Source organism: Parabacteroides sp. FAFU027 (assembly GCF_022808675.1).
Classification (GTDB): domain Bacteria; phylum Bacteroidota; class Bacteroidia; order Bacteroidales; family UBA7332; genus CAXXIC01.
On sequence record NZ_JAKZKV010000006.1, the window covers coordinates 90,883 to 111,244 of the forward strand.

Sequence of the window (20,362 nt, forward strand, 5' to 3'; positions counted from 1 at the left end):
ATGAGGAACAAAATTTATATATATTGTTTACTGCTTTTGACCCTGATCGCTACCCCCGGATGTAGCGACTGGTTAGATCTCAAACCGACTGACGGTGTACCCCGTCAGGATTACTGGAAAACCAAAGAGGATGTATCATCATTTATGACCGGTATTTATTCTTCCATGTTGAATACGGATCTGGTTAGTAAAATGTTTTTGTGGGGCGAGATGAGAGCAGACATGATCACATCAAGTCCCCGTGTAAGCCTTATTAACCTGGATCAGATTATGGATGGTGAGATTTCTGCCGCTAATCCGCTTTGTAAGTGGTCATCATTCTACAAAACAATCAACCAGTGTAATACATTGCTGAAGTTTGCTCCTGATGCACAGGTAAATGACGAATCATTCACCCCGCAAATGCTGAAAGAGTATGAAGCGCAGGCAGTAGTGATCCGTTCACTGATGTACTTCTATCTTGTACGCACTTTCGGTGATGTGCCTTTTATCAGAGATGCTTATGTGGATAACTCCAAAACAATGAGTGTTGCTAAAAATACTCAGGAGGAGATCATTCCCGAGCTTATCAAAGACCTGAATGCGGTAATGGATAATGTGCCTTACAAATATTCAAATACCAATCAGGCTTTGAATAAAGGTAAAGTTACCCGTTGGATGGCAGAATCGCTCCTGGCTGATATCTACTTATGGAATGAGCAATACGCCGAATGTAATGCACTTTGTGATGAAGTAATCAATTCGGGACAGTTTAGCCTGTATCCTGTAGGCCGTGAAGAGGTCGTTATCGAAGGTACAACACCTGAGCTAAATGATACCATTTACATTGCCAGTGAAAATGACGCTTCAGCGATGTTCCAGTCAGTATATGTTAACGGAAACAGTTCAGAAAGTATTTTCGAACTGCAATTTAACGACCAGGCTTACAATCCGTTTTACGCGATGATGAGCCAGGCGGTAGGGTATGTCGCTGCAAAGACAGATGTCCTGTCAGAAATGATCTATACTCCAAGCCAGATCAATCATAACTTCTCGGATATTCGTGAGTCGATGGCGCAAAGCAAAGGTTACATCTGGAAATACATGGGTAAAGCCAGAATTAACGGTACAGAGCGTATCCAGTCAGAAATGACGAATCACTATATCTTATACCGACTTCCTGAAATTTATCTGATGAAAGCTGAGGCATTGACTCAAATCGGGATAAATACCAATGACCAGGATAAACTGAAAGAGGCCTATGACGCTCTGAAAATTGTTCGTGACAGAGCCAATGCGACTGACGGAACAGATTTGCTTGCCGGCGCTTCATCAATTGATGGCGCTACACTTGAGCGATTTGTGATGAATGAAAAAGCCCGCGAACTGGCTTATGAAGGGAAACGCTGGTTTGATGTTCTTCGTAATGCAAAACGAAACAGTTACAAACACCTCGATTATCTGACAGAGCTTGCTCAATACAGCGCTCCGTCAGAAAAGGTGGTCACCTTGCAGACTAAATACAAAAATAAGCTCAGCCATTATTTGCCAATCTATTCGGGTGAGTTGGAGACCAATCCGAAGTTAGTTCAAAATGCATTCTATGATGATGGAAAATCAAGTAAATGAAAATGAAACGAGCATGAACAAATATTCATCAAAGAGTATGACATTGCATGCGAGTTCCATACGTAGCAAAAACAAAATAAATAATGACGTATGAAAGCTATGAGAACACCAATAAATAAATCAATTACCCGAAGCTTCATTTCGCTTCTGTCATTTGGTATATTGCTTGCATTTGCGGCATGTACCAATCCAATGGATAATAAGACATTCCGAACAGCCGATACGCAGATGTTGGATGAGTATATGGCTGATGCCAACAATAATCTGACTGATTTCCTGAAAATTGTCGATAAAGCAGACTACAGAGGTATGTTGCACGCCTATGGTACATATACTGTATTTGCACCTGATAATAGTGCAGTACAGGATTACCTCCAGAAAACCGGCAAAACATTAGAGAACCTCACCAAACAAGAGGCGGCTGCTATTGTGGGTTACCATGTGGTAAACGATACAATTTCAACCTCTGATTTTGCCGAAGGTCGTCTGAGCGCACAGAATATTCAAAAAGAATATCTGCTGACTCATACTACGACTCAAACTAATGGCAATATCTCATACCTGGTGAACCGTTCTGCAACCATTATTGACAGAGATGAACGCCTCGGAAATGGTATCCTTCATACATTGGATAAGGTATTGATTAAACCTAATACTACCGTTGCAGGTACAATCGATGCATTGCCGGATGCCGATTATTCGTTCATGAAGCAATTGGTAAAAGATACCCACTTCGATCAGGTATTGGCTAACGATTCCAATAAATACACTTTTATCATGCAGAAGAATAGTGTATTTGCAGCATTAGGAATCAATTCAAAAGACTCTTTGATCAACCGTCTTCGTAAGAATACTCCGGAAATCACCAATACAGACAGTTTGTTGTTACAATTTATTCAGTATCACTGTATTCCACAGCGTACATATATCCGCGACTTCCTGATATCATCTGCTTTATCGACAATGGCTCCTAAACAGGTATTATCATTTAAGATGAGTAAGGATTCAATCCTGATCAATGAATTCATTATCGGTCAGTTGAATGAAAAAGGAATTCAGTTGGACAGAACCGGTGTTTGTACCGATGTATTGTGCTCAAATGGTGTTGTACAGGAAGCTTTAGGTCAGCTTGAGGTGAAAAAACGCAAGCCATACCGCGTGTATTGGGACTTTGCCGATCAGCCTGAGATCAAAGCGCTGAAAGGATATCGTAAGGTAGGTACTTCCGTGCCATTTTCCGATGGTGAACTGAGTGAAATGAGATGGGGTGGAAAAGGCGCTCCAAAAGTAACCTACTATGTAGGCGGCTGGGGTGGCGTTAAAGGTCAGTGGGTAAACGGAGACCAGTTGACATTCCGTCTTGACCCGGGCGTATTGAGCTGGATGGAGATCAAACTCCCATTGCTTATTACCGGTAAATACAAAGTATGGTTCTGCTGGCGTCGTGCCAATCCGGGTACTTTCCGTACAACATTCAAACAGGACGGTGAGGATGACCAGGTTCTACCAACCGTATTTAACCTGGAGGATTATATGCCAATGCCAACTACCGATGGATCAAATGCAGAAGGAAAAAATACAACAAACGGTAAACTGGACTTTGACAAACAGGTGCAGCAGGGCTGGAAAACCTATACTCCGAAATATACTACCAGCGTATTCTGTAGCAAGCTTCTCGGAACGATCAAAGTAACATCTACCGGTCGTCATACATTGCGTCTGGATGCGTTGACAACAAGTAAAGGTGACGGTAACTACTTTGATATGATTCAGCTGATTCCGGAAGATGAAGATCAGGTATGGCCAATGATTTCAGCCGACGGTACACTTGTAAACAAAGATACCCCGTACTGGCAGATTTATCCTTACGAAGCAGAGCCTGCTCCCGTAGAGACACCTGCTCCCTGATATTCCTGATTGCTAATAAATATTATTACGGACATTATGAATAAGGTATTCAATAAAATAATTTTTCCTCTGGCGTTTCTTGCGATGATTCTTGCCTCATGTAATGTATGGGATGATCATCTGGAATCCAAGGGTACAAGACTGGAAGGTTCTGTATTAAGCGCTTTGAAAAACAGAGCTGATTTATCCACATTTTATCAAATGGTCGTAGCTACCGGCTACGATACCATTTTGACCGGAGCGGTTGAGGTAACCGTTTTAGCTCCTTCGAATGAAGCGTTGGCATCCTATGCCAATGCTACTCCTGAAGAAAAGAAGTCGTTGGTAAAGAACCATATCGCGTTTTACAGTTACAGCTCTGCCGAATTATCCAAAATGGATAATGTAACCATGTTGAATGGCAAAAAGCTGGATCTTAAAGTTGTTAATATCGATGCAACCGTTCGAGACCTGTTGTGTGATAACGGCATCCTTCATAAAGTGGATAATGCCGTGCAGTCAACCCTGAATCTATTTGAGTATGTCAGCTCTTTGCAGAAAGGCACATACCCTCAGGTGGATTCAATAATGGGCCAGACTAAAAAAGTGATGGATATGGATCGCAGTATTCAGACAGGCTACAAAAATAATAAGCCGGTCTATGATACGGTATGGGTAACTCAAAATCACCTGTTGGACCGTGTGAAGATTCAGAATGAAGATTCTTCTTATACATTGGTCGTACTGACTGCCGATAATTATAACCAATTATCACAGAAGTACGCGAAATATATGCAGCAAAAGACTGAAACTGAAACCGACTCACTGGTTTTCGATGAGATCTACTCCGATCTTATCTTCAAAGGAAATGATCCTACCAATGCTGTGTCGAAAGCCGTTTCGGGTGTAAATGTTGACTTTTCAAAGGCTTCTGTTGTTTCTGAGTATAAAGCATCTAATGGTACGGTTCGTGTGATGAAAGGGGTTGATATTAAAATCTACAACAACAAAATCAAAGAGTTTACCGTTCAGGGCGAAGATTACTCTGGTACATACAACCTCAGTTATGTTTCAGTACGCTCACGTCCATGGGCAAGCGGAGGTAAGGATGTGATGGTTTCAAGCCGCACCACACAAGCCATTACCGGAGTGGTTAATGGTACCGGTGTTTCTACTTCATGGAACTTCTATTACCCGGGATTGCGTACCAACAGTAGTGCAACCGTTTCTACTGCAACCAACTTCTATCTGGAGTACAAAGCCAGACTTTATTCGGCAAACTATGATGTGTACTGGGTTGCTCACAGTGATTATTCATCTCATATAGGCGTCTATCCGGGCATGAGCAACGACTCGCTTCATGTAGAGCAAAAAATGTACGTTTCATATCCGTCATATCCGTCCTTATACAGAGCAAGCAACGGTGAGATTAAAAATAATACACTGGGGGTAAATAACCAGTTTGCCGGTGAATGTTGCCTGTATGGAATGACCGTTGCCGGTAAGATTAATCCGGCTACCGGAAAACCGTACGAAACTAAACTTCGCAAGTACCGTATGCTTACAGATGCCGCAACACAATATATCAGTACTTCCGTGGCGAACTATGACGGTATAATCGAATGCCCTAGAGCCGGTTTGGCAACATTCTTTGTGACCAACACTGCAACCGGAATGGTATCTGGTACCGATACCGGTGGATTGATGTTCCTGGACTATATCCGCTTTGTACCAAAGGTTGACGTAAACGATTAATAGAAAATAATTCAGATAAATATGATGAAACTACCTCATATATTGCTTACGCTTGTTGCTGCTATGTTTGTAGCAATAATGCCGGTCCGGGCTCAGAAAGGAGAGTTGAAGATAACGGGTAAGATTACTGATGCTTCTACCGGAACTCCGTTGGCTGGAGCTAATGTCTCAGTCGAGGGATATAGCGCTGCTATGACCAATGATTCCGGCTTGTTTGTTGTCAAAGTCAAGAGTTGTTTTGATGAACTGACCATCACACGTCCTGCTTATCAGGGTAAAAGATTGGCTTTGAAAGGCAACAAGAATGTAAATGTGGCGCTCTTCGAGGAAGGATATGCCTCTGTATTTAAAAATGCACTCACTCCAATGGGAGAAGTCAACAATAGCAGACTCACTTCGGCGGTAAAGACCCTTGATCAGGATTTCTCGCTCAGACCGGTCTCTTCGGCTGATCAACTACTACAGGGAAATGTTGCCGGGCTCAACGGTTTAACCCGTTCCGGAATGGAAGGTGCAGGGTTGAATTTCTTCCTGCAGGGATTTAATTCTATCTATACCAATAACCAACCGCTTTTAGTGGTGGACGGTATGGTGGTAGAGAACCATTCAAACGGAATCTCTTTGATTGACGGTTACATTGCTACTCCTATGGGAACGATTGATGTACGTGATATCCAACGTATTTCCGTAATCAAAGATGCAACCACCATTTATGGAGTAAAAGGTGCGAATGGTGTTATCCTGATTGAGACCCTTCGCTCTAAAGATCAGGCCACTCAGATTAAAATGCAGGCTCAAACAGGCATCAACCTCAGACCGACTGAGTTGCCGCTGCTTTCGGCTGCCCAGCAGAAAAGTTATCTGATCGATATGTACAAAAGCACCGGTAAATACAGTGCAACAGACATTCAAAACCTGGCCTTTGTAAACCAGACCAAACCGGTACTTTACAACTGGGGATATGAAGGTAATGAGGATTATTACAAATACAACCAGAATACAAACTGGCAGAAAGAACTTTTCCAGCAAGGAATCAAGAATAAATACACCATGAATGTTACCGGAGGTGACGAAACTGCGATCTACGCAATCTCTCTGGGGTATTTATTAAATGAAGGTCTGGTAAAAGGTACGGATTACTCGCGCTTTAACGCCCGTGTAAACAGTGAGATCAAATTTACCAAAGACCTGAAGGTACGTACCGGAATGAGTTTTGTATATGGATCAAAGAATCTGGCATCTCAGGGCGCAGTAAGTACGGTGAATCCGATTTATACCTCTTTGGTTAAGTCTCCGTTTACTTCTCCTTATGTTTATAACCAGGAAGGTTTGCGTTCTCCGAATACCGAGGATGTGGATATGTTCGGAAATTCAAATCCTGTAAAAATGCAGGACGCTACACAGATCAACTCTAACTACGGATTCCTTGGTAACTTTACTATCGATTATCAGATCCTGAAGAGTCTCAAATTTTCATCTATGTCGGGTCTTAACTACAACAAAGACCGTGAACGCGTTTTCCTTCCATCAGAAGGTATCGTATATGAAGAGCTTCCGATTTCGGTTGTTACCAACAAACAACAACACCGCGTAGAGAGACTATTCAGCCTTACCAATGAAACCAAATTGAACTTTAATACCAATGTTAAAGAGGATCAGAATCTGAACGTTAATGCCGGTTTCAGATACATGACCAGCAAAGCGGAAGATGACTGGGGTAAAGGCTACAACTCTTCAAGCAACTACTATCGATCAATCAGTTACGGTTTGAGCGCATTGCGTCAGGTAGGTGGTTCTTTGGGAACCTGGAACTGGTTATCTTACTTCGCTTCAGCGGATTATTCAATCAAAGACCGCTATTTCCTGAATGCTACGGCTTCTGCTGACGCTTCTTCAAGATATGGATCAGGTGTCGGACAATATCAGGTTTACCCATCGGTATCCGGAGCGTGGTTGATCTCTTCTGAAGGATTCATGAAAGATGCTTCGGCTGTGGATATGATGAAGTTGCGTGCCGGATATTATGCTTCAGGTAATGATGATATCGGCAACTATACAGCCCGCTATTATTACGTTCCTCAAAATATGCTTGGTAATTATGGTCTTGTTCGTGGTAATATCATCAATACTAATTTGCGTCCGGAGCGTCATAACAAATTCGCTTTAGGTTTTGACCTTGCTGTGTTGAACGAACGAGCAAGCATGAGTGTCGATTTGTATCACACCCGTGTAAGCGACATGATTACAAATTCTAAACTTTCACCTTTAGCAGGATTCCAGACCTATATCTCAAATGGTGGCGAGATGACCAATCGCGGTATTGATCTTACATTTAACGGTCGTCTGTTGAATGGTCCTGTGAAATGGGATATGGGACTGACTGTTTCTCACTATAAAAATAAGATTACCAAACTGGACGGAGATGCTTACCTGACATCAGTGGGAGCCGGTTATGTCCAGACAAAAGTAGGACAACCTCTGGGTGTTTTCTACGGATATAAGACCGAAGGAGTTTATGCTACGTCAGCTCAGGCTTCAGCTAATCAGTTATATACTATGGTAGGTGCGGTGAAGACTCCATTCACTGCCGGAGATGTGAGATTCAAGAATCTGAGCGGAAGCGATAATCTTATCGACGCAAATGACATGACTGTGATTGGTGATCCTAATCCGGATATTTATGGAGGTTTAAATACCAGCGTTAAGTGGAAAAAATTCAATGTATCGGCACTATTTACCTATTCATTGGGCAATGAGGTTTACAACTATACCCGCCAGGTGCTTGAATCTATAAAGACATTTGATAATCAGACTCAGGCGGTATTGAACCGTTGGAAAGTAGAAGGACAGGTAACTGATATGCCAAAAGCAGTATATGGCGATCCCATGCAGAACAGTCGATTCTCTGACCGTTTCGTTGAAGATGGTTCTTATGTGAAACTTAAAAACGTAACATTCAGTTATGACGTTCCGGTGAAGAAGCTCTCTTTCCTTGACGGATTGCAGGTGTACGCTGTAGTTGAGAATCTTTGCACTATTACCAAATACAAAGGTTATGATCCGGAGTTCAGCCTCTCAGGAAACCCGCTCGGTTATGGAGTTGACTGCTTCAATACTCCTTTGGCCAGATCATTCTACGTAGGTGTTAAGATCGGATTATAATGTTATAACTAAAATCGAATATTTGGTATGAAACGAGCATGAACAAATGTTCATCAAAGAGTATGACATTGTATGCGAGTTCCATATGTAGCCAAAACAAAATAAATACTGACGTATGAAACTAAAAAAATATATCCTTCCGGGTATTCTGCTTCTTGCTCTTGGTTTTACTTCGTGTGTCGATACCGAGCTGGAAGAAACATTAGAATACAAAAATCACTACAAAACTGTCGCTGACGCGAATAATGCTGTCTTAGGTATCTACGGACAATTTATGGGACTGGCTGAGCAGGTCGTTGTATTGAATGAGTTGCGTGGTGATCTGGTTGATCTTACCCCTAATTCAAACAAAGACCTTCAGGAGATCAATTCTAATACGCCTTCCAAAAGCAACACTTATGCTGATCCGACTGCTTTCTACAAAGTGATTCAGAACTGTAACGATGCTCTGGCTAACTTCAAGATCATGCAAAAGGATAGCAAGCTGACCAAAGATCAGTTTAACGAGCTTTATTCCGATGTGGATGCACTGCGTTGCTGGCTTTATCTTCAACTGGGAATCCAGTATGGTAATGTGCCTTATATCACTGATCCGACCATTACTCTCGATGATGTAAAAAAGGCTCAGTCGATGGAACTAACCTCATTCGATAATTTGCTGGATTCACTCATTACCGAAATGGAAAGCTTACCTACAAAAGAAGACTATGTAAATTCTGATTTGGTAAAATACACCCTGGATGGTTATAACCTGAATAACTTCTTTGCAAAGAAACACCTGATTCTGGGTGACCTGTATATGTGGAGAGGTGAATCCCAGGGTGACTACGTGAAGGCTGCGACTCACTACCGTGAAGTACTGGCTACTAACGAATCGACAGGTGATAACGTGAAATATCGTTGTAGTACCTGGGCAACATCATCGGTGTTCCGTTTCCAGATATTCTATCAGGACAATCACCCGGATGATGCAAATTCACTGCTGAACCGCTGGAAAGAGATGTTCTCCCGTACAGCTGAAGATCGTGATGCTGCTAACGAGTTGATCTGGACCGTAAGTTATGACGAAAGTTTCCAGCCAACCTATCCGTTTATCCGTCTCTTTGGCAACCAGGGTAAAGGTCAGTATTTGCTTAAGCCATCTTCTGCCTCTATTGGTAAATGGAACAGTGAAGTTCAAAGCAACTCTTTCCCATACGATTCACGCGGACCGGAATCTTCTTACGCTGTTGTAAACGGAGATACCGTAGTGCAGAAGTATTTGTACAGCTATGACGCCACCAAGCCTTATGTGCAATCAGGAAGATGGTGGTTGTATCGTGCCGGAGAGCTTTTACTGAGATACGCCGAAGCAGCCAACCGCGCCGGATATCCTAAACTGGCCTATGCCATTGTAAATACAGGTTTCTCTATCTACTCATGGACCCGTCCGACTGATATTCCTGAAAATGTATGGAACCAGAAAAACAGACGTACCGGTTGGGGACCTGACAACTACTATCCGGAACCTTTCTATTTTGCTGCCAGAATGATGGATGTACCCTATATCCGTGACCCATGGCGTGATTTTAACGGTATCCGCGGACGTGCTGCTTTGAAGACAAAATCGTTTCCGACAGGACTGACCAGCGCAGCTGACTCTGTTAAGTTTATGGAGAAAGTAATCGTTGACGAATATGCACTGGAGTGTGCTTATGAAGGTTCCCGCTGGAGTGATCTGACCCGTGTGGCCCGCCGCATGAACCGGAATGGTGAAGATGGTACAGCTTATCTTCAAACGATGTTGAACAAGAAGTACAAAGGTGCTGCACCTGATTATTCTTCGGAAGATAAATGGTATTTACCCTATTCATTTAAATAAATGATCAGGCAGTGTCAGGTAAATCCCCTGACACTGCCCTGAAATTTTGTTCGGGCTCATTCCAGTCATTCCCTATTTCTATATGGACACTTTCGGATGCAACATTGGAAAGATGTCCTTTTTTATTGGATATATTCTCATGTAATGCAGCTATTACCCGCATATAAGAGGGAATTTTCATCTTAAAATGCCGGTGTGAATAGCTGGTTGAATGTTGGATAGTTCTTTTCGGGAGAAAATTACGGTTCCTGTATTGTAATCTATGTATATGTACAAAAAGACATTCGTTAGGGCGCCGGGATGTATTATTTTCGCCAAAGAGTTGAACTCTTAGTTTTAAAAAAGAGCTTAGTAATCTCTTGTGGATTTCAGGTCAAGTTGGTTATTTCCATACAGAGTATACAAGGCCCCTTACTCTAAGCGCTAATACGGATGAAGAACAGAACCTCAAAAATCAACGGGCAAAGGTGTCTGTAAATACCCATTAAAACAATCTTTTATAAACCAAACTATATCAATCAAAAACAATTTCCTATGAAAAAGATGATTACTTTTCTGATGGCTTCAGCCATCTCTGTGGGAATGGCAATGGCACAGGGAACCTTCCTGTTTAACCATTACTCTCAGAATTTCTCGACAGTTGCGGCTGGCGATTGGGGCACTGTAGATGCTACAGGCGCTGCTGCATATCCCGGCGGTTTCAATGTCAACGCTACCAATCAAAACCTTGAGTTACGCGGTGGTAACACCAGTATTGCCAAGAATGCGGGTCGTACCATGTACAAACAAGTAGTAACGACTCCTATTACTTCACCTGACAGTATTGCGATTTCGTTTATTTACAAGAACCAGGGAACTGTAACTTCAACAGGTACTTATTTGTATTTCTGTGATTCCAATAAAAAACCGATTTTCGGAGTTGGAGGTGACCGTACAAGTAGCCAATGGAGACCGGTAATGCCTTTGAAATTTGTTACGTTGGGTGACTCTACTAAAAACTTCTCGATCCCGACTGCCAATGTATTGGTATTATCTACTACAGAAGGTGCGTTTAAAATCGATGTTGTTCTCCACTTTGATACCAAGACTTACACAGTAAATGCTGTAAAAGGAACTTATACTCCGGGTGCTACACCTGACTTTGTTCCGGGGACTGCTGCCGCTGTTGTAAGTAGTAAGCCTTTTATTGATGGAACAGCATCAGACTTTTCATGGTTGATTAATACTATCGGATCATCAGGTGGTACGTTTTCAACAAGCTATATCTGGGGATTCCTGGATGATATTGCTATTACTCAGGTTAAACCTTATATCGGAGATGCTAACGTAAATGTAAATGCTGTAGATGCGGATGGTAATGTTGTAAAGACAAGACAAGTATCTTTGCCGATCGGACAGAGTTATACAGCAGCTGCTGAAGATTTCGTGAGTTTTGATGCAAACGGATCATATTATGTATATGATGCTGCCAATACTACATCATTGTCAACGATCTGTGCAGCAGGCGGATCTTCAATTAATTTGCACTTTAAAAAATCTCCATCTTATGATGGTCCATTGACCTGGGCTGCTAAATCAAAAACTGCAAGCTGGAATGAAACAGATGCAAACTTTGTAACTTCAACAAATGCTACAACTGCTTATCAGAATGGCCGTGATGTAATCTTCAACGGCGCCGATACTACTCAGACAGTTCAAATTGCTACTGTAATCAACATGATGGACAAAAACTGGACCATCAATAATGGTCGTGTTGTGTTTACAGGTGTTGGATCGGTAAAAACAACCGGTAATCTTAACCTGAACCTTGCTTCAACTGACTCTATTCAGATTCAGAATGCGAACCTTTTGTCAGGTAATGTATATGTGAAAGGTGGTTATACAAGACTGGCTTCAGGTGGATTTGGTTCTGCAAAAGTATTTATTCAGAATAATGCAATTATTGCGCTACCAGGTGCTTCTAATAAATTGAACAATGAGGTAAATATTGCCGATGGCATGACTTTGTCTGTTGCAGGTACCAACCTTAACTATCAGGGTATCGGTGGTAAAGTAACCGGTGCCGGTGAGTTGAAACTGATTGCTTACGGTCCTCGTAACGAGTTTAATGCTGATTTGAGTGAATGGACAGGTCAAAAGATTACTATGGTAGCTCAGTCCGGTATGACTTCTAACCAGTTGATGCAGGTTTATGGAACCGGTTTAACCGCACTTGCAACCAGAGAACTGGTTATTGATAGCCTTGTGCAGGTGAATGGTACCAGTACTAGCACAACATCAGGTGTTATTGGAGCATTATCCGGACATAAAAAAGCCGTTCTGGGTGCATTGACTAACACTATAAGTACTGTTAAATCTGCAACTTATTGGAAAATAGGGGGCTTAAATAATGATACTGAATTTCAAGGTACTATTAATGAAAGCCAGTATCAGAACGCTTCAACATTGGACTCAGTACATGTTGAGAAAGTTGGAACCGGTACATTGACCTTATCTGGAAATCTGACATACAAAGGTAATACCCGTGTATCTGCTGGTACATTGATTATGAAGGGAAAAATGACTCAATCATCAGACACGTTGATTATCGCAGAAGGTGCAAAAGCGGTTATAGCAGGTGCAAAACAACTTGATGAGTTAGGCGTTATGCAATATGTTTCTGGTATGTCACAAGGTGATGCTCATGTAAGCGGAGTTTTGGAAGTAGATGTAGCAGCATTTAACTGTCCTCTCCAAATGTTGATTCAAGGTACAGGAAAACTAGTTGCTAAGGTCACCAATGCAACTGATGCTGCACTTAAAGTCAATGTATTGTCAGCTGAGCCTGGAGCTACACTTGAAATTGCACCAAAAGGATCTTATAATGTAGGAGATAAATTTGCTGTATTCCCATCAGAAGATATAGTAAACTATGCTACCACTTTCGTGGGTAATTTTAGTATTGATGAGTCAAAATGGGATATTTCTGAGCTATTTACTGATGCCAATGCTGATGGTGTAGCAGGATATGTGGTAGCAAAAACGGCGGGAACATCTGCAGTTAAAGATATCCAGGCTACTTCAATCAAAGCTTACTTCACTGAAGGTATGTTGCAAATCTCAGGATTGCAAGCTGGTGACACTTACAAAGTATTCAATACTTCAGGTGTTCAGGTAAGTTCTTCAGTTAAATTGCCACAAGGCCTATACATGGTAGTTGTGAAGACTGCTAAAGGTAACGTTAAATTGAAAGTGGCTAACTTTTAATCTACTGAATTGACTACATAGAGTTAGATTCTAATAATAAATCAAGGGATGTCGTGTATGCGGCATCCCTTTTTTAATTTGATCCGTAGCTTAACAGAAAATCAATATTTCTGGAAAGGCATTCAATTCCTTTAGAACGGCATTCAATTCCCTTAGAAAGGCATTCAATTCCATTAGAAAGGCATTCAATTCATATGTAGTAAATTTCAATATATCAAGATAGATATTCGATATAACAAGAATATATTTTAATTCACGTGATATTATATTCAATATTACAGGAAGCTATTTCAATATATCAGGATAATATATCAATATTACTGGAAATATATTCAATACACCAGGAAGGAAATTCAATATTACTGGAAGGGCATTCAATCCCCGAATATAGTTTGTCAATATTAGGCGACTGACTTTGGTTATACGAATGCGGGCATTTATGTTTAACCTGAGCATTAGCCGAGATGTCATTTCTTTGCGATATATGAAGCGATCAGGCCGGAAACGAGAGTCAGTGTTATATTGATATAAAAGTGCAGGGAAGCGCTAAAAAACGTCTTGTAACAGATTCGTTTCTCAGGAAGTTTGTGGACAAGGCGCGCAGGGAGATCTTCTTCAAAATAGATTAAAACAAACAGGCCCGGTTCTTTCAATAGAGCCGAGCCTGTCGTGTATATAAATAGAGTTCTTTTACTCTTTCTTCAAATCCGGGTAACTGATCCGGGTGTGGTAATAGGTCTGTAGCTTTTCGATAAAGAGCTGCTTGATGGTCTCGATGTCACGCAAGGTGATTGGTGCATTCTTGAACAAACCGTCCTGAATCTGACTGTTGATGACCTTTTCCACCATGCAGGTAATAGTTTCTTCCGTAAACTCAGTGATGCTTCGGGTAGAGGCCTCGACGGCATCGGCCATCATCAGGATGGCTGTCTCCTTGCTAAACGGATTCGGTCCTGGATAGGTAAAGAGCGACTCGTCAATCTCGCGGTCGGGGTATTTGTTCTTAAACGAATTATAGAAATACTTCGCTCGGCTTGTCCCATGGTGAGTGTAGATAAAGTCTATAATCTGCTCCGGCAGTCCCAGCTTTTGAGCTGTACGGGCACCATCTTTCACGTGATTGATGATGATCTGTACACTTTGCTCGATTTCCAGTTTGTCGTGCGGGTTTACCCCCGTCTGGTTTTCGGTGAAGAAGACGGGATTCTCCATTTTCCCAATATCATGATAGAGAGCGGCGGTACGGATAAGCTGAGTGTTGGCATTTACCCTCATAGCTGCTTCCACGGCCAGATTGGAGACCTGAAGCGAGTGGTGGAATGTGCCGGGGCACTCTTCCGAAAACTTGCGCAGGAACGGCGAATTGATATTGGATAACTCCACCAACGTCACGTGTGATACGAATCCGAATATTTTCTCAAAAATGTAAATCAACAGGTAAGCAAACAGCAGCAACAGTCCATTTACCAGAAAGTAGATAAACATGTGCCAGTTCAGCTTCTCCCAGTTACCTTCCTGGATCAGTGCATATCCCAGATAGATCAAAAGATAGGTGAGAGTGGTCAATACCGAGCTTTGGACCAGCTGAGAGCGTTGTGTAAGGTCTTTCAATGTGGAGACGGCAGTCATACCCACTGTGATCTGCAACAGCATGAATTCAAACGGAAAAGGCGCCATAAAGGCACAGATCAACACTGTAATGAAGTGGGTGAACAAAGCCGTCCGTGAATCGAAGAAGGTACGGACAATGATTGGTACTATGGCAAACGGAATCACATAAATGCTAAATAGCTTGTATTGGGCATTCAGCGCTGTGATGATTGCCATGCCGGTTATCATCAGTAAGATAAAGAACAGCAGTCGCAGCTTTTCGAAGGTCTGGTAACGGAACAAAAACAGATAAAGAAACATGAAGGTAAAGAGGCTGGAGATCAGGATCACTTCACCGATGATTTCCCAACTGGTTTGTTGTACGGTACCCGAACGCTGTTCGTATTCTATTTTGAGCGAGCGCAGGATGTTGTAGGTATGGTCGCTGATGATTTCACCGCGGTCGATGATTCGTTCTCCGGCTTGCACAACGCCCGAAGTAAGCGAGAGGGTGCTGATCATCTCTTTTTTTACCCGTTCCGAGGTCTTTTCATCATAGGTCAGGTTCTCAATCAGGTAGTTGTTGAGGCCGCACTCCTGAAGGGAAGTCTTATCCAGATAGCCCGGTGCATTGTTGATGATATATTCGTAAGCCGTTTTTACCGTAAAGAGGGTGGAAAGAGCCCGTTCCTTGCTCGTATTGCTTTCCACGGCACGAATCTCTGTGATATTCTCCGACTGAAGCCTGTTCAGGTCATTGGCAGAAACCACTCCTGTCATGTAAATGTGAATCAGCGCATTTTCAATGTATTTCAGGTGGGCGCTGTTGATTTTGGTGTTCAGGGTCGTGTTATAATCATTGAAAAGCCTTGACTTCTCGGCATCGGAGGTCGTCATGTTTACTTTGTAGTAAGGCCGAAAATCCTTTAACAGGCTGTCCTGTTCCCGTTTTACCTGTTCGTCGGTTTTGTAAACGGGAAAAGTAAAGGAGGCTGTCAGCAAACCATATTTCCACGGTTTACCGGCCTGAAACTGATATTTGAATTTCCCTTCCCGGGGAAAGAAGTAGGCTATAACCAGTACGGCAGTCAGGAACATGATGAGTCTGACTGCGATGAGTTTAATCTTCTGTCTTCTGGTATAAATGGCAGTTTCGGAACGTGTCATAGTTTGGAGTCTTTAATAGCGCTCAGCAGCCCTGAGCAGGCATCTTCGAGAATGTCAAGCACCCGTTCGAAACCATTAGCGCCTTCGTAATAAGGATCCGGCACATGATCCACCAGTAGTCTTTGGGAAAAGTCAGTCATGCGGCGGATTTTCTGTCGTGCTTCAGGGCTTGGAGCCATCCGGAAGAGATTGTCGTAATTGGCATCATCCATAGCGAGAATAAGGTCAAAATCTTCGAAGTCATCAGATCTTACCTTGCGGGAGCGGTGGTGCAGTTCATAACCGCGTCGGCGGGCGTGATGGCGCATACGTGCATCGGGAAGATCACCGGCATGACCGCCATAGGTTCCGGCAGAGTCGATCGTGATGAGATTGTCCAGTCCTGCATCTTCCACCAGTTTTTGCATAATGCCGTCGGCAGCGGGAGAGCGGCAGATATTTCCCAGACAGACAAACAGGATTCTTATTGGCTCTATATCAATAGTTTCGTTAAACGCTTTCTTGTTCATTTATAGCGAGTTGTAATTCTAAAACAACCTAAACACCTATTAAGTTTAATGTTGAATCAAAGGTCTGAAATAGCGATAAAAGTCTGCAAAAATATAATTTTCAGGCGAATAACTATCGTTTTGATCAAATATTGAAGAGGGGATTGACAGAAAAGGATAGAGTTTTGATAAAATGATTACATCGGGTCCACATCATAATAGACCATCAGGGACTTGAAACGCTCATCTGAGGTCATTTCTGTCCGAATGTGTTGAAGGTGATCTTTGACCCGCTGAAGGTTGGCCTGATTCTCAATTTTCAATATAATCTTACGAATGTAGAAGGTCTGAATCCGCGCTACAGGAGGAGAATCCGGCCCCAATACGCGTGGCCCGAATACAGCGCGCAGGCGTTCACCCATTTCGGACGCCATTTCCGAAAGGAGGGTTTCATTTTTATGTTTCAGGTAAATGTATATCAGCCGGAAGAAGGGCGGATAACGAAACAGATGGCGCTCGGCCAGTTGGGTTTCGTACATGGCACGATAATTCCCGTCAATCACCTGGCGAATGACCGGATGGCCGGGTTCCGAACTTTGCAGAATCACCAATCCTCGCTTATTTTTCCTACCGGCGCGGCCGCTGACCTGTGTCATGAGCTGGTAAGCCCGCTCGTGCGAACGGAAATCGGGGAAGTTCATCATGGTATCGGCGCTGAGGATACCCACCACGCTGACGTTATCAAAGTCCAGTCCTTTCGAGATCATCTGTGTGCCAATCAGGATATGCGTTTTGCGGGTCTCAAAGTCGCGGATAATCTGCTCATAAGCCTTCCGGCTGCGGGTGGTATCAAAATCCATGCGGCCCACTCCGGCTTGCGGAAACAGTTCCCTGATTTCATCTTCAATCTTCTCCGTGCCAAAGCCGCGCATCTCTAAGGAGTGGTGGCCGCAAGCGGGACAGGAGCGGGGAATTTGGTAAGTATATCCGCAATAGTGGCAGGTGAGCTGATTCAACCGTTTGTGATAGGTGAGGCTCACGTCACAATGTTTGCATTTGGGCACCCACGCGCATAGCTGACATTCCACCATTGGGGCAAAGCCGCGGCGGTTCTGAAACAGGATGACCTGCTCATTTCTCTCCAACGCCTCGTTGATTTTGTCAATCAGGGTGGGGGAGAAGGTCGATTTCATCAGCTTCTTACGGCGCAGATCTTTTGTATCCACCGCTTCGATTGCGGGAAGTTGTAGCCCTTCGTAGCGCTGGAATAGTTCCACCAACCCGTATTTGCCGGTTTGGGCATTGAAATAAGTCTCGATGGAAGGAGTGGCAGTACCTAAGAGCGTCTTAGCCCCGTGCATTGCAGCCAATACAATCGCTGCATTGCGGGCATGGTAACGGGGTGCCGGGTCTTGTTGTTTATAGGTGTTCTCGTGCTCTTCGTCCACGATGATCAGCCCCAGATTACTAAAGGGAAGAAACACCGAGGAACGCACTCCCAGAATGACCTGATATCCTTTCCGGTTGAGGAGGTTATTCCAGATTTCTACCCGCTCGTTGTCGGAAAATTTCGAATGGTAAATGCCCAGTTTATCGCCAAACACGCGCTTCAACCGGTCAGTCAGCTGCGTGGTGAGGGCGATCTCAGGCAATAGGTAAAGCACCTGTTTGCCCTGTTGCAGCTGGGCTTCGATGAGGTGAATATAGATTTCCGTCTTACCGCAGGAGGTAACTCCATGCAGCAGGACCGTGCTTTTATCGGTAAATTGTTGATTGATCTGGTTGAAAGCCTCTTGCTGCGCTTCGTTGAGGATAAAAGCATCGACGGTGTCGCGCTCGTAGCTGGCGAGACGACCGATTTCTTTTTGATAGATTTCGAAAATGCCTTTATCGGTCAATGCTTTTAATACTGAAGGTGTTGCATTGGCCTTTTCCAATAAATCTTTTCTCGATATCTCAATTGCCTGTTTTTCCTGAAGATAATGGGTAATGTCGAGGTAGTGAAGTAGCAGGTTTAGCTGCTTGGGCGCCCTGGAAAGTTCATCAAAAACGGGACGAAGACGTTCCTGGTCATCAGCCGGAATGGTCAGGCGCACAAAGTTCTCCGTTTTGGGGCGGAAGCTCTCTTTCAGCTCTTCGCTGATGATAATCGCCTCTTTGTCCAACAGCGATTTGAGGACAGGGGTGAGGTTGCGAATGCCGGTCTCCCGTTCCAGGTCGAGAATCGTCACCTTTTCCTCGGCAGGAAGTTTATCCAGTACTTGAATCTCTTTCTCGGTCAGGGTGAGCGATTCGGGCACGATGTCCGGATTGAGCATCAGTCTGGTCTCGCTCTCCAGTTTCAGTCCGGCAGGCAGGGCGGCTTTGTAAACGTCGCCCACAGCGCAAAGGTAGTAGGAGGCAATCCATTCCCAGAATTTCAGTTGAGGTTCGCGCAGGATCGGTTTTTCGTCCAGCAGGGAAACCACCTCTTTGGTCTCGTAATCCAGCGGAGCCTCGTTATGGATGCGCACGGTAATGGCGGTGTAGAATTTCCTTTTGCCAAACGGTACAATCAACCGGCAACCGGGTTGCACGGCATCGACAAATTCCTGCGGCAACGAGTACGAAAAGTACCTTGGCAGGGGCAAAGGGAGTATTACATCTACAAATCGTGGCGATAAATCCATAACTTCATTTAAATCCGGACAAAGGTACGAAAAATCAGTCGGCCACGGTATCAAACAAAAAAACGCGTAGCCGGAGAATATCCTCCTACTACGCGTCATTTATCTAAATGAAATTTACTTCAGGAAATAGGTCAGCGTGATGGACCAAAGTCCGTTTTTATAATCGACGTTGTTGAAGTTAACGCCATCAGTTGATACCTGTGCCACATTTTTAGCCAATCCGAAGCTGTAATTGGCTCCTGCCTGGATGTTGTTGAGGAGTTGTACTCCAAATCCGGCATTTGCTCCGACATCCAGTTTCTTGTAGTCAATATTGCTAAATTCATCATTGGTGAATTTTCCGGAAAACGCATAGCTCACGTAAGGACCCGCTGCCAGATATAGGGCAAGTATTTTCGGGCTGCCGAATTTGTACTTAAAGTTGACCGGAATATCGAGGTAAGAGACGCTCGCTTTGCCAAAGTCCTTGAAGGCAATCCCTTTCTGCGAATAGAGCGCCGACAGGTCAATGGACGCTCCGGTCAACGGAATGGGGAATTCGGCTGTAGGTCCTATGAGGAAGCCATTATAATTGTCTTCTTTACTTAAAATGGATGCATCGCTGGCCGCATCAGCAATGTTGCTTCCGGTGTTCAATCCGGCTTTAATCCCGAACCGGACCTGAGCATTACTCGATAAGGATAAGGCTGAAATGATAACCAGGACAGCCAATACAATTGATTTTTTCATAAACTGTGTACTTTGAGGGTTATTCTAACAGAATTGAAGATACAAAGTAAAAGGAATGTGCTGCATTTTCGGAAAATGATTAACCCAATTTTACTCATTCAATGGTTTGAATTTCTTTTGGATAAAGGTACAGGCAAAAGGGTTGAGAACTTTTTTTGGCAAATCAATTTCATTTTCACGAATTATTTATAGATTTGCAA

10 protein-coding genes are annotated in these 20,362 nt (G+C 43.3%); 6 read left to right on the plus strand and 4 right to left on the minus strand.

The window, feature by feature from the left end; translation table 11 throughout:
• From MLE17_RS10705 to MLE17_RS10730, 6 genes are all read left to right on the plus strand, one after another.
• The gene (locus MLE17_RS10705) at nucleotides 1-1,608 is read left to right on the plus strand and encodes a RagB/SusD family nutrient uptake outer membrane protein (RefSeq protein ID WP_243348793.1); all 1,608 of its coding nucleotides are present in this window, start codon (nucleotides 1-3) and stop codon (nucleotides 1,606-1,608) included.
• Between the two features lie 90 nt (nucleotides 1,609-1,698).
• Nucleotides 1,699-3,516: a fasciclin domain-containing protein gene (locus MLE17_RS10710; RefSeq protein ID WP_243348794.1), complete on the plus strand. Its 1,818-nt coding sequence runs from the start codon at nucleotides 1,699-1,701 to the stop codon at nucleotides 3,514-3,516.
• Between the two features lie 36 nt (nucleotides 3,517-3,552).
• Entirely contained in the window at nucleotides 3,553-5,250 is a 1,698-nt protein-coding gene (locus tag MLE17_RS10715) for a fasciclin domain-containing protein (RefSeq protein WP_243348795.1), read from the plus strand.
• A 21-nt stretch (nucleotides 5,251-5,271) separates the two neighbouring features.
• Nucleotides 5,272-8,412 carry a SusC/RagA family TonB-linked outer membrane protein gene (locus tag MLE17_RS10720; RefSeq protein WP_243348796.1) on the plus strand — a complete coding sequence of 1,047 codons (3,141 nt, stop codon included), beginning with the start codon at nucleotides 5,272-5,274 and terminating at the stop codon, nucleotides 8,410-8,412.
• Nucleotides 8,413-8,527: 115 nt separating this feature from the next.
• Nucleotides 8,528-10,273, plus strand: coding sequence for a RagB/SusD family nutrient uptake outer membrane protein (locus tag MLE17_RS10725; protein WP_243348797.1), 1,746 nt, complete (start codon nucleotides 8,528-8,530; stop codon nucleotides 10,271-10,273).
• 534 nt (nucleotides 10,274-10,807) lie between these two features.
• Nucleotides 10,808-13,519 (plus strand): autotransporter-associated beta strand repeat-containing protein, encoded by a 2,712-nt coding sequence (locus MLE17_RS10730; RefSeq protein WP_243348798.1) that lies wholly within the window; start codon nucleotides 10,808-10,810, stop codon nucleotides 13,517-13,519.
• Nucleotides 13,520-14,209: 690 nt separating this feature from the next.
• Here MLE17_RS10730 and MLE17_RS10735 read toward each other — a convergent pair.
• From MLE17_RS10735 to MLE17_RS10750, 4 genes are all read right to left on the minus strand, one after another.
• Complete coding sequence (locus MLE17_RS10735; protein WP_243349001.1) at nucleotides 14,210-16,207, minus strand: HD family phosphohydrolase; 1,998 nt, start codon at nucleotides 16,205-16,207, stop codon at nucleotides 14,210-14,212.
• A 65-nt stretch (nucleotides 16,208-16,272) separates the two neighbouring features.
• Entirely contained in the window at nucleotides 16,273-16,785 is a 513-nt protein-coding gene (locus tag MLE17_RS10740; RefSeq protein ID WP_243348799.1) for a low molecular weight protein-tyrosine-phosphatase, read from the minus strand.
• A 176-nt stretch (nucleotides 16,786-16,961) separates the two neighbouring features.
• Nucleotides 16,962-19,433 (minus strand): primosomal protein N', encoded by a 2,472-nt coding sequence (gene priA, locus MLE17_RS10745; protein WP_243348800.1) that lies wholly within the window; start codon nucleotides 19,431-19,433, stop codon nucleotides 16,962-16,964.
• Between the two features lie 114 nt (nucleotides 19,434-19,547).
• Nucleotides 19,548-20,162 carry a porin family protein gene (locus MLE17_RS10750; RefSeq protein ID WP_243348801.1) on the minus strand — a complete coding sequence of 205 codons (615 nt, stop codon included), beginning with the start codon at nucleotides 20,160-20,162 and terminating at the stop codon, nucleotides 19,548-19,550.
• Nucleotides 20,163-20,362: the final 200 nt, after the last annotated feature.

Excerpts from the sequence above, each read along its gene's own strand:
- MLE17_RS10715 (WP_243348795.1), top strand. The coding sequence starts at position 3,553 with ATGAATAAGGTATTCAATAAAATAATTTTTCCTCTGGCGTTTCTTGCG.
- MLE17_RS10710 (WP_243348794.1), top strand. The coding sequence starts at position 1,699 with ATGAAAGCTATGAGAACACCAATAAATAAATCAATTACCCGAAGCTTC.
- MLE17_RS10705 (WP_243348793.1), top strand. The coding sequence starts at position 1 with ATGAGGAACAAAATTTATATATATTGTTTACTGCTTTTGACCCTGATC.
- MLE17_RS10720 (WP_243348796.1), top strand. The coding sequence starts at position 5,272 with ATGATGAAACTACCTCATATATTGCTTACGCTTGTTGCTGCTATGTTT.
- MLE17_RS10735 (WP_243349001.1), bottom strand. The coding sequence starts at position 16,207 with ATGTTCCTGACTGCCGTACTGGTTATAGCCTACTTCTTTCCCCGGGAA.
- MLE17_RS10725 (WP_243348797.1), top strand. The coding sequence starts at position 8,528 with ATGAAACTAAAAAAATATATCCTTCCGGGTATTCTGCTTCTTGCTCTT.
- MLE17_RS10740 (WP_243348799.1), bottom strand. The coding sequence starts at position 16,785 with ATGAACAAGAAAGCGTTTAACGAAACTATTGATATAGAGCCAATAAGA.
- MLE17_RS10750 (WP_243348801.1), bottom strand. The coding sequence starts at position 20,162 with ATGAAAAAATCAATTGTATTGGCTGTCCTGGTTATCATTTCAGCCTTA.
- MLE17_RS10730 (WP_243348798.1), top strand. The coding sequence starts at position 10,808 with ATGAAAAAGATGATTACTTTTCTGATGGCTTCAGCCATCTCTGTGGGA.
- priA (WP_243348800.1), bottom strand. The coding sequence starts at position 19,433 with ATGGATTTATCGCCACGATTTGTAGATGTAATACTCCCTTTGCCCCTG.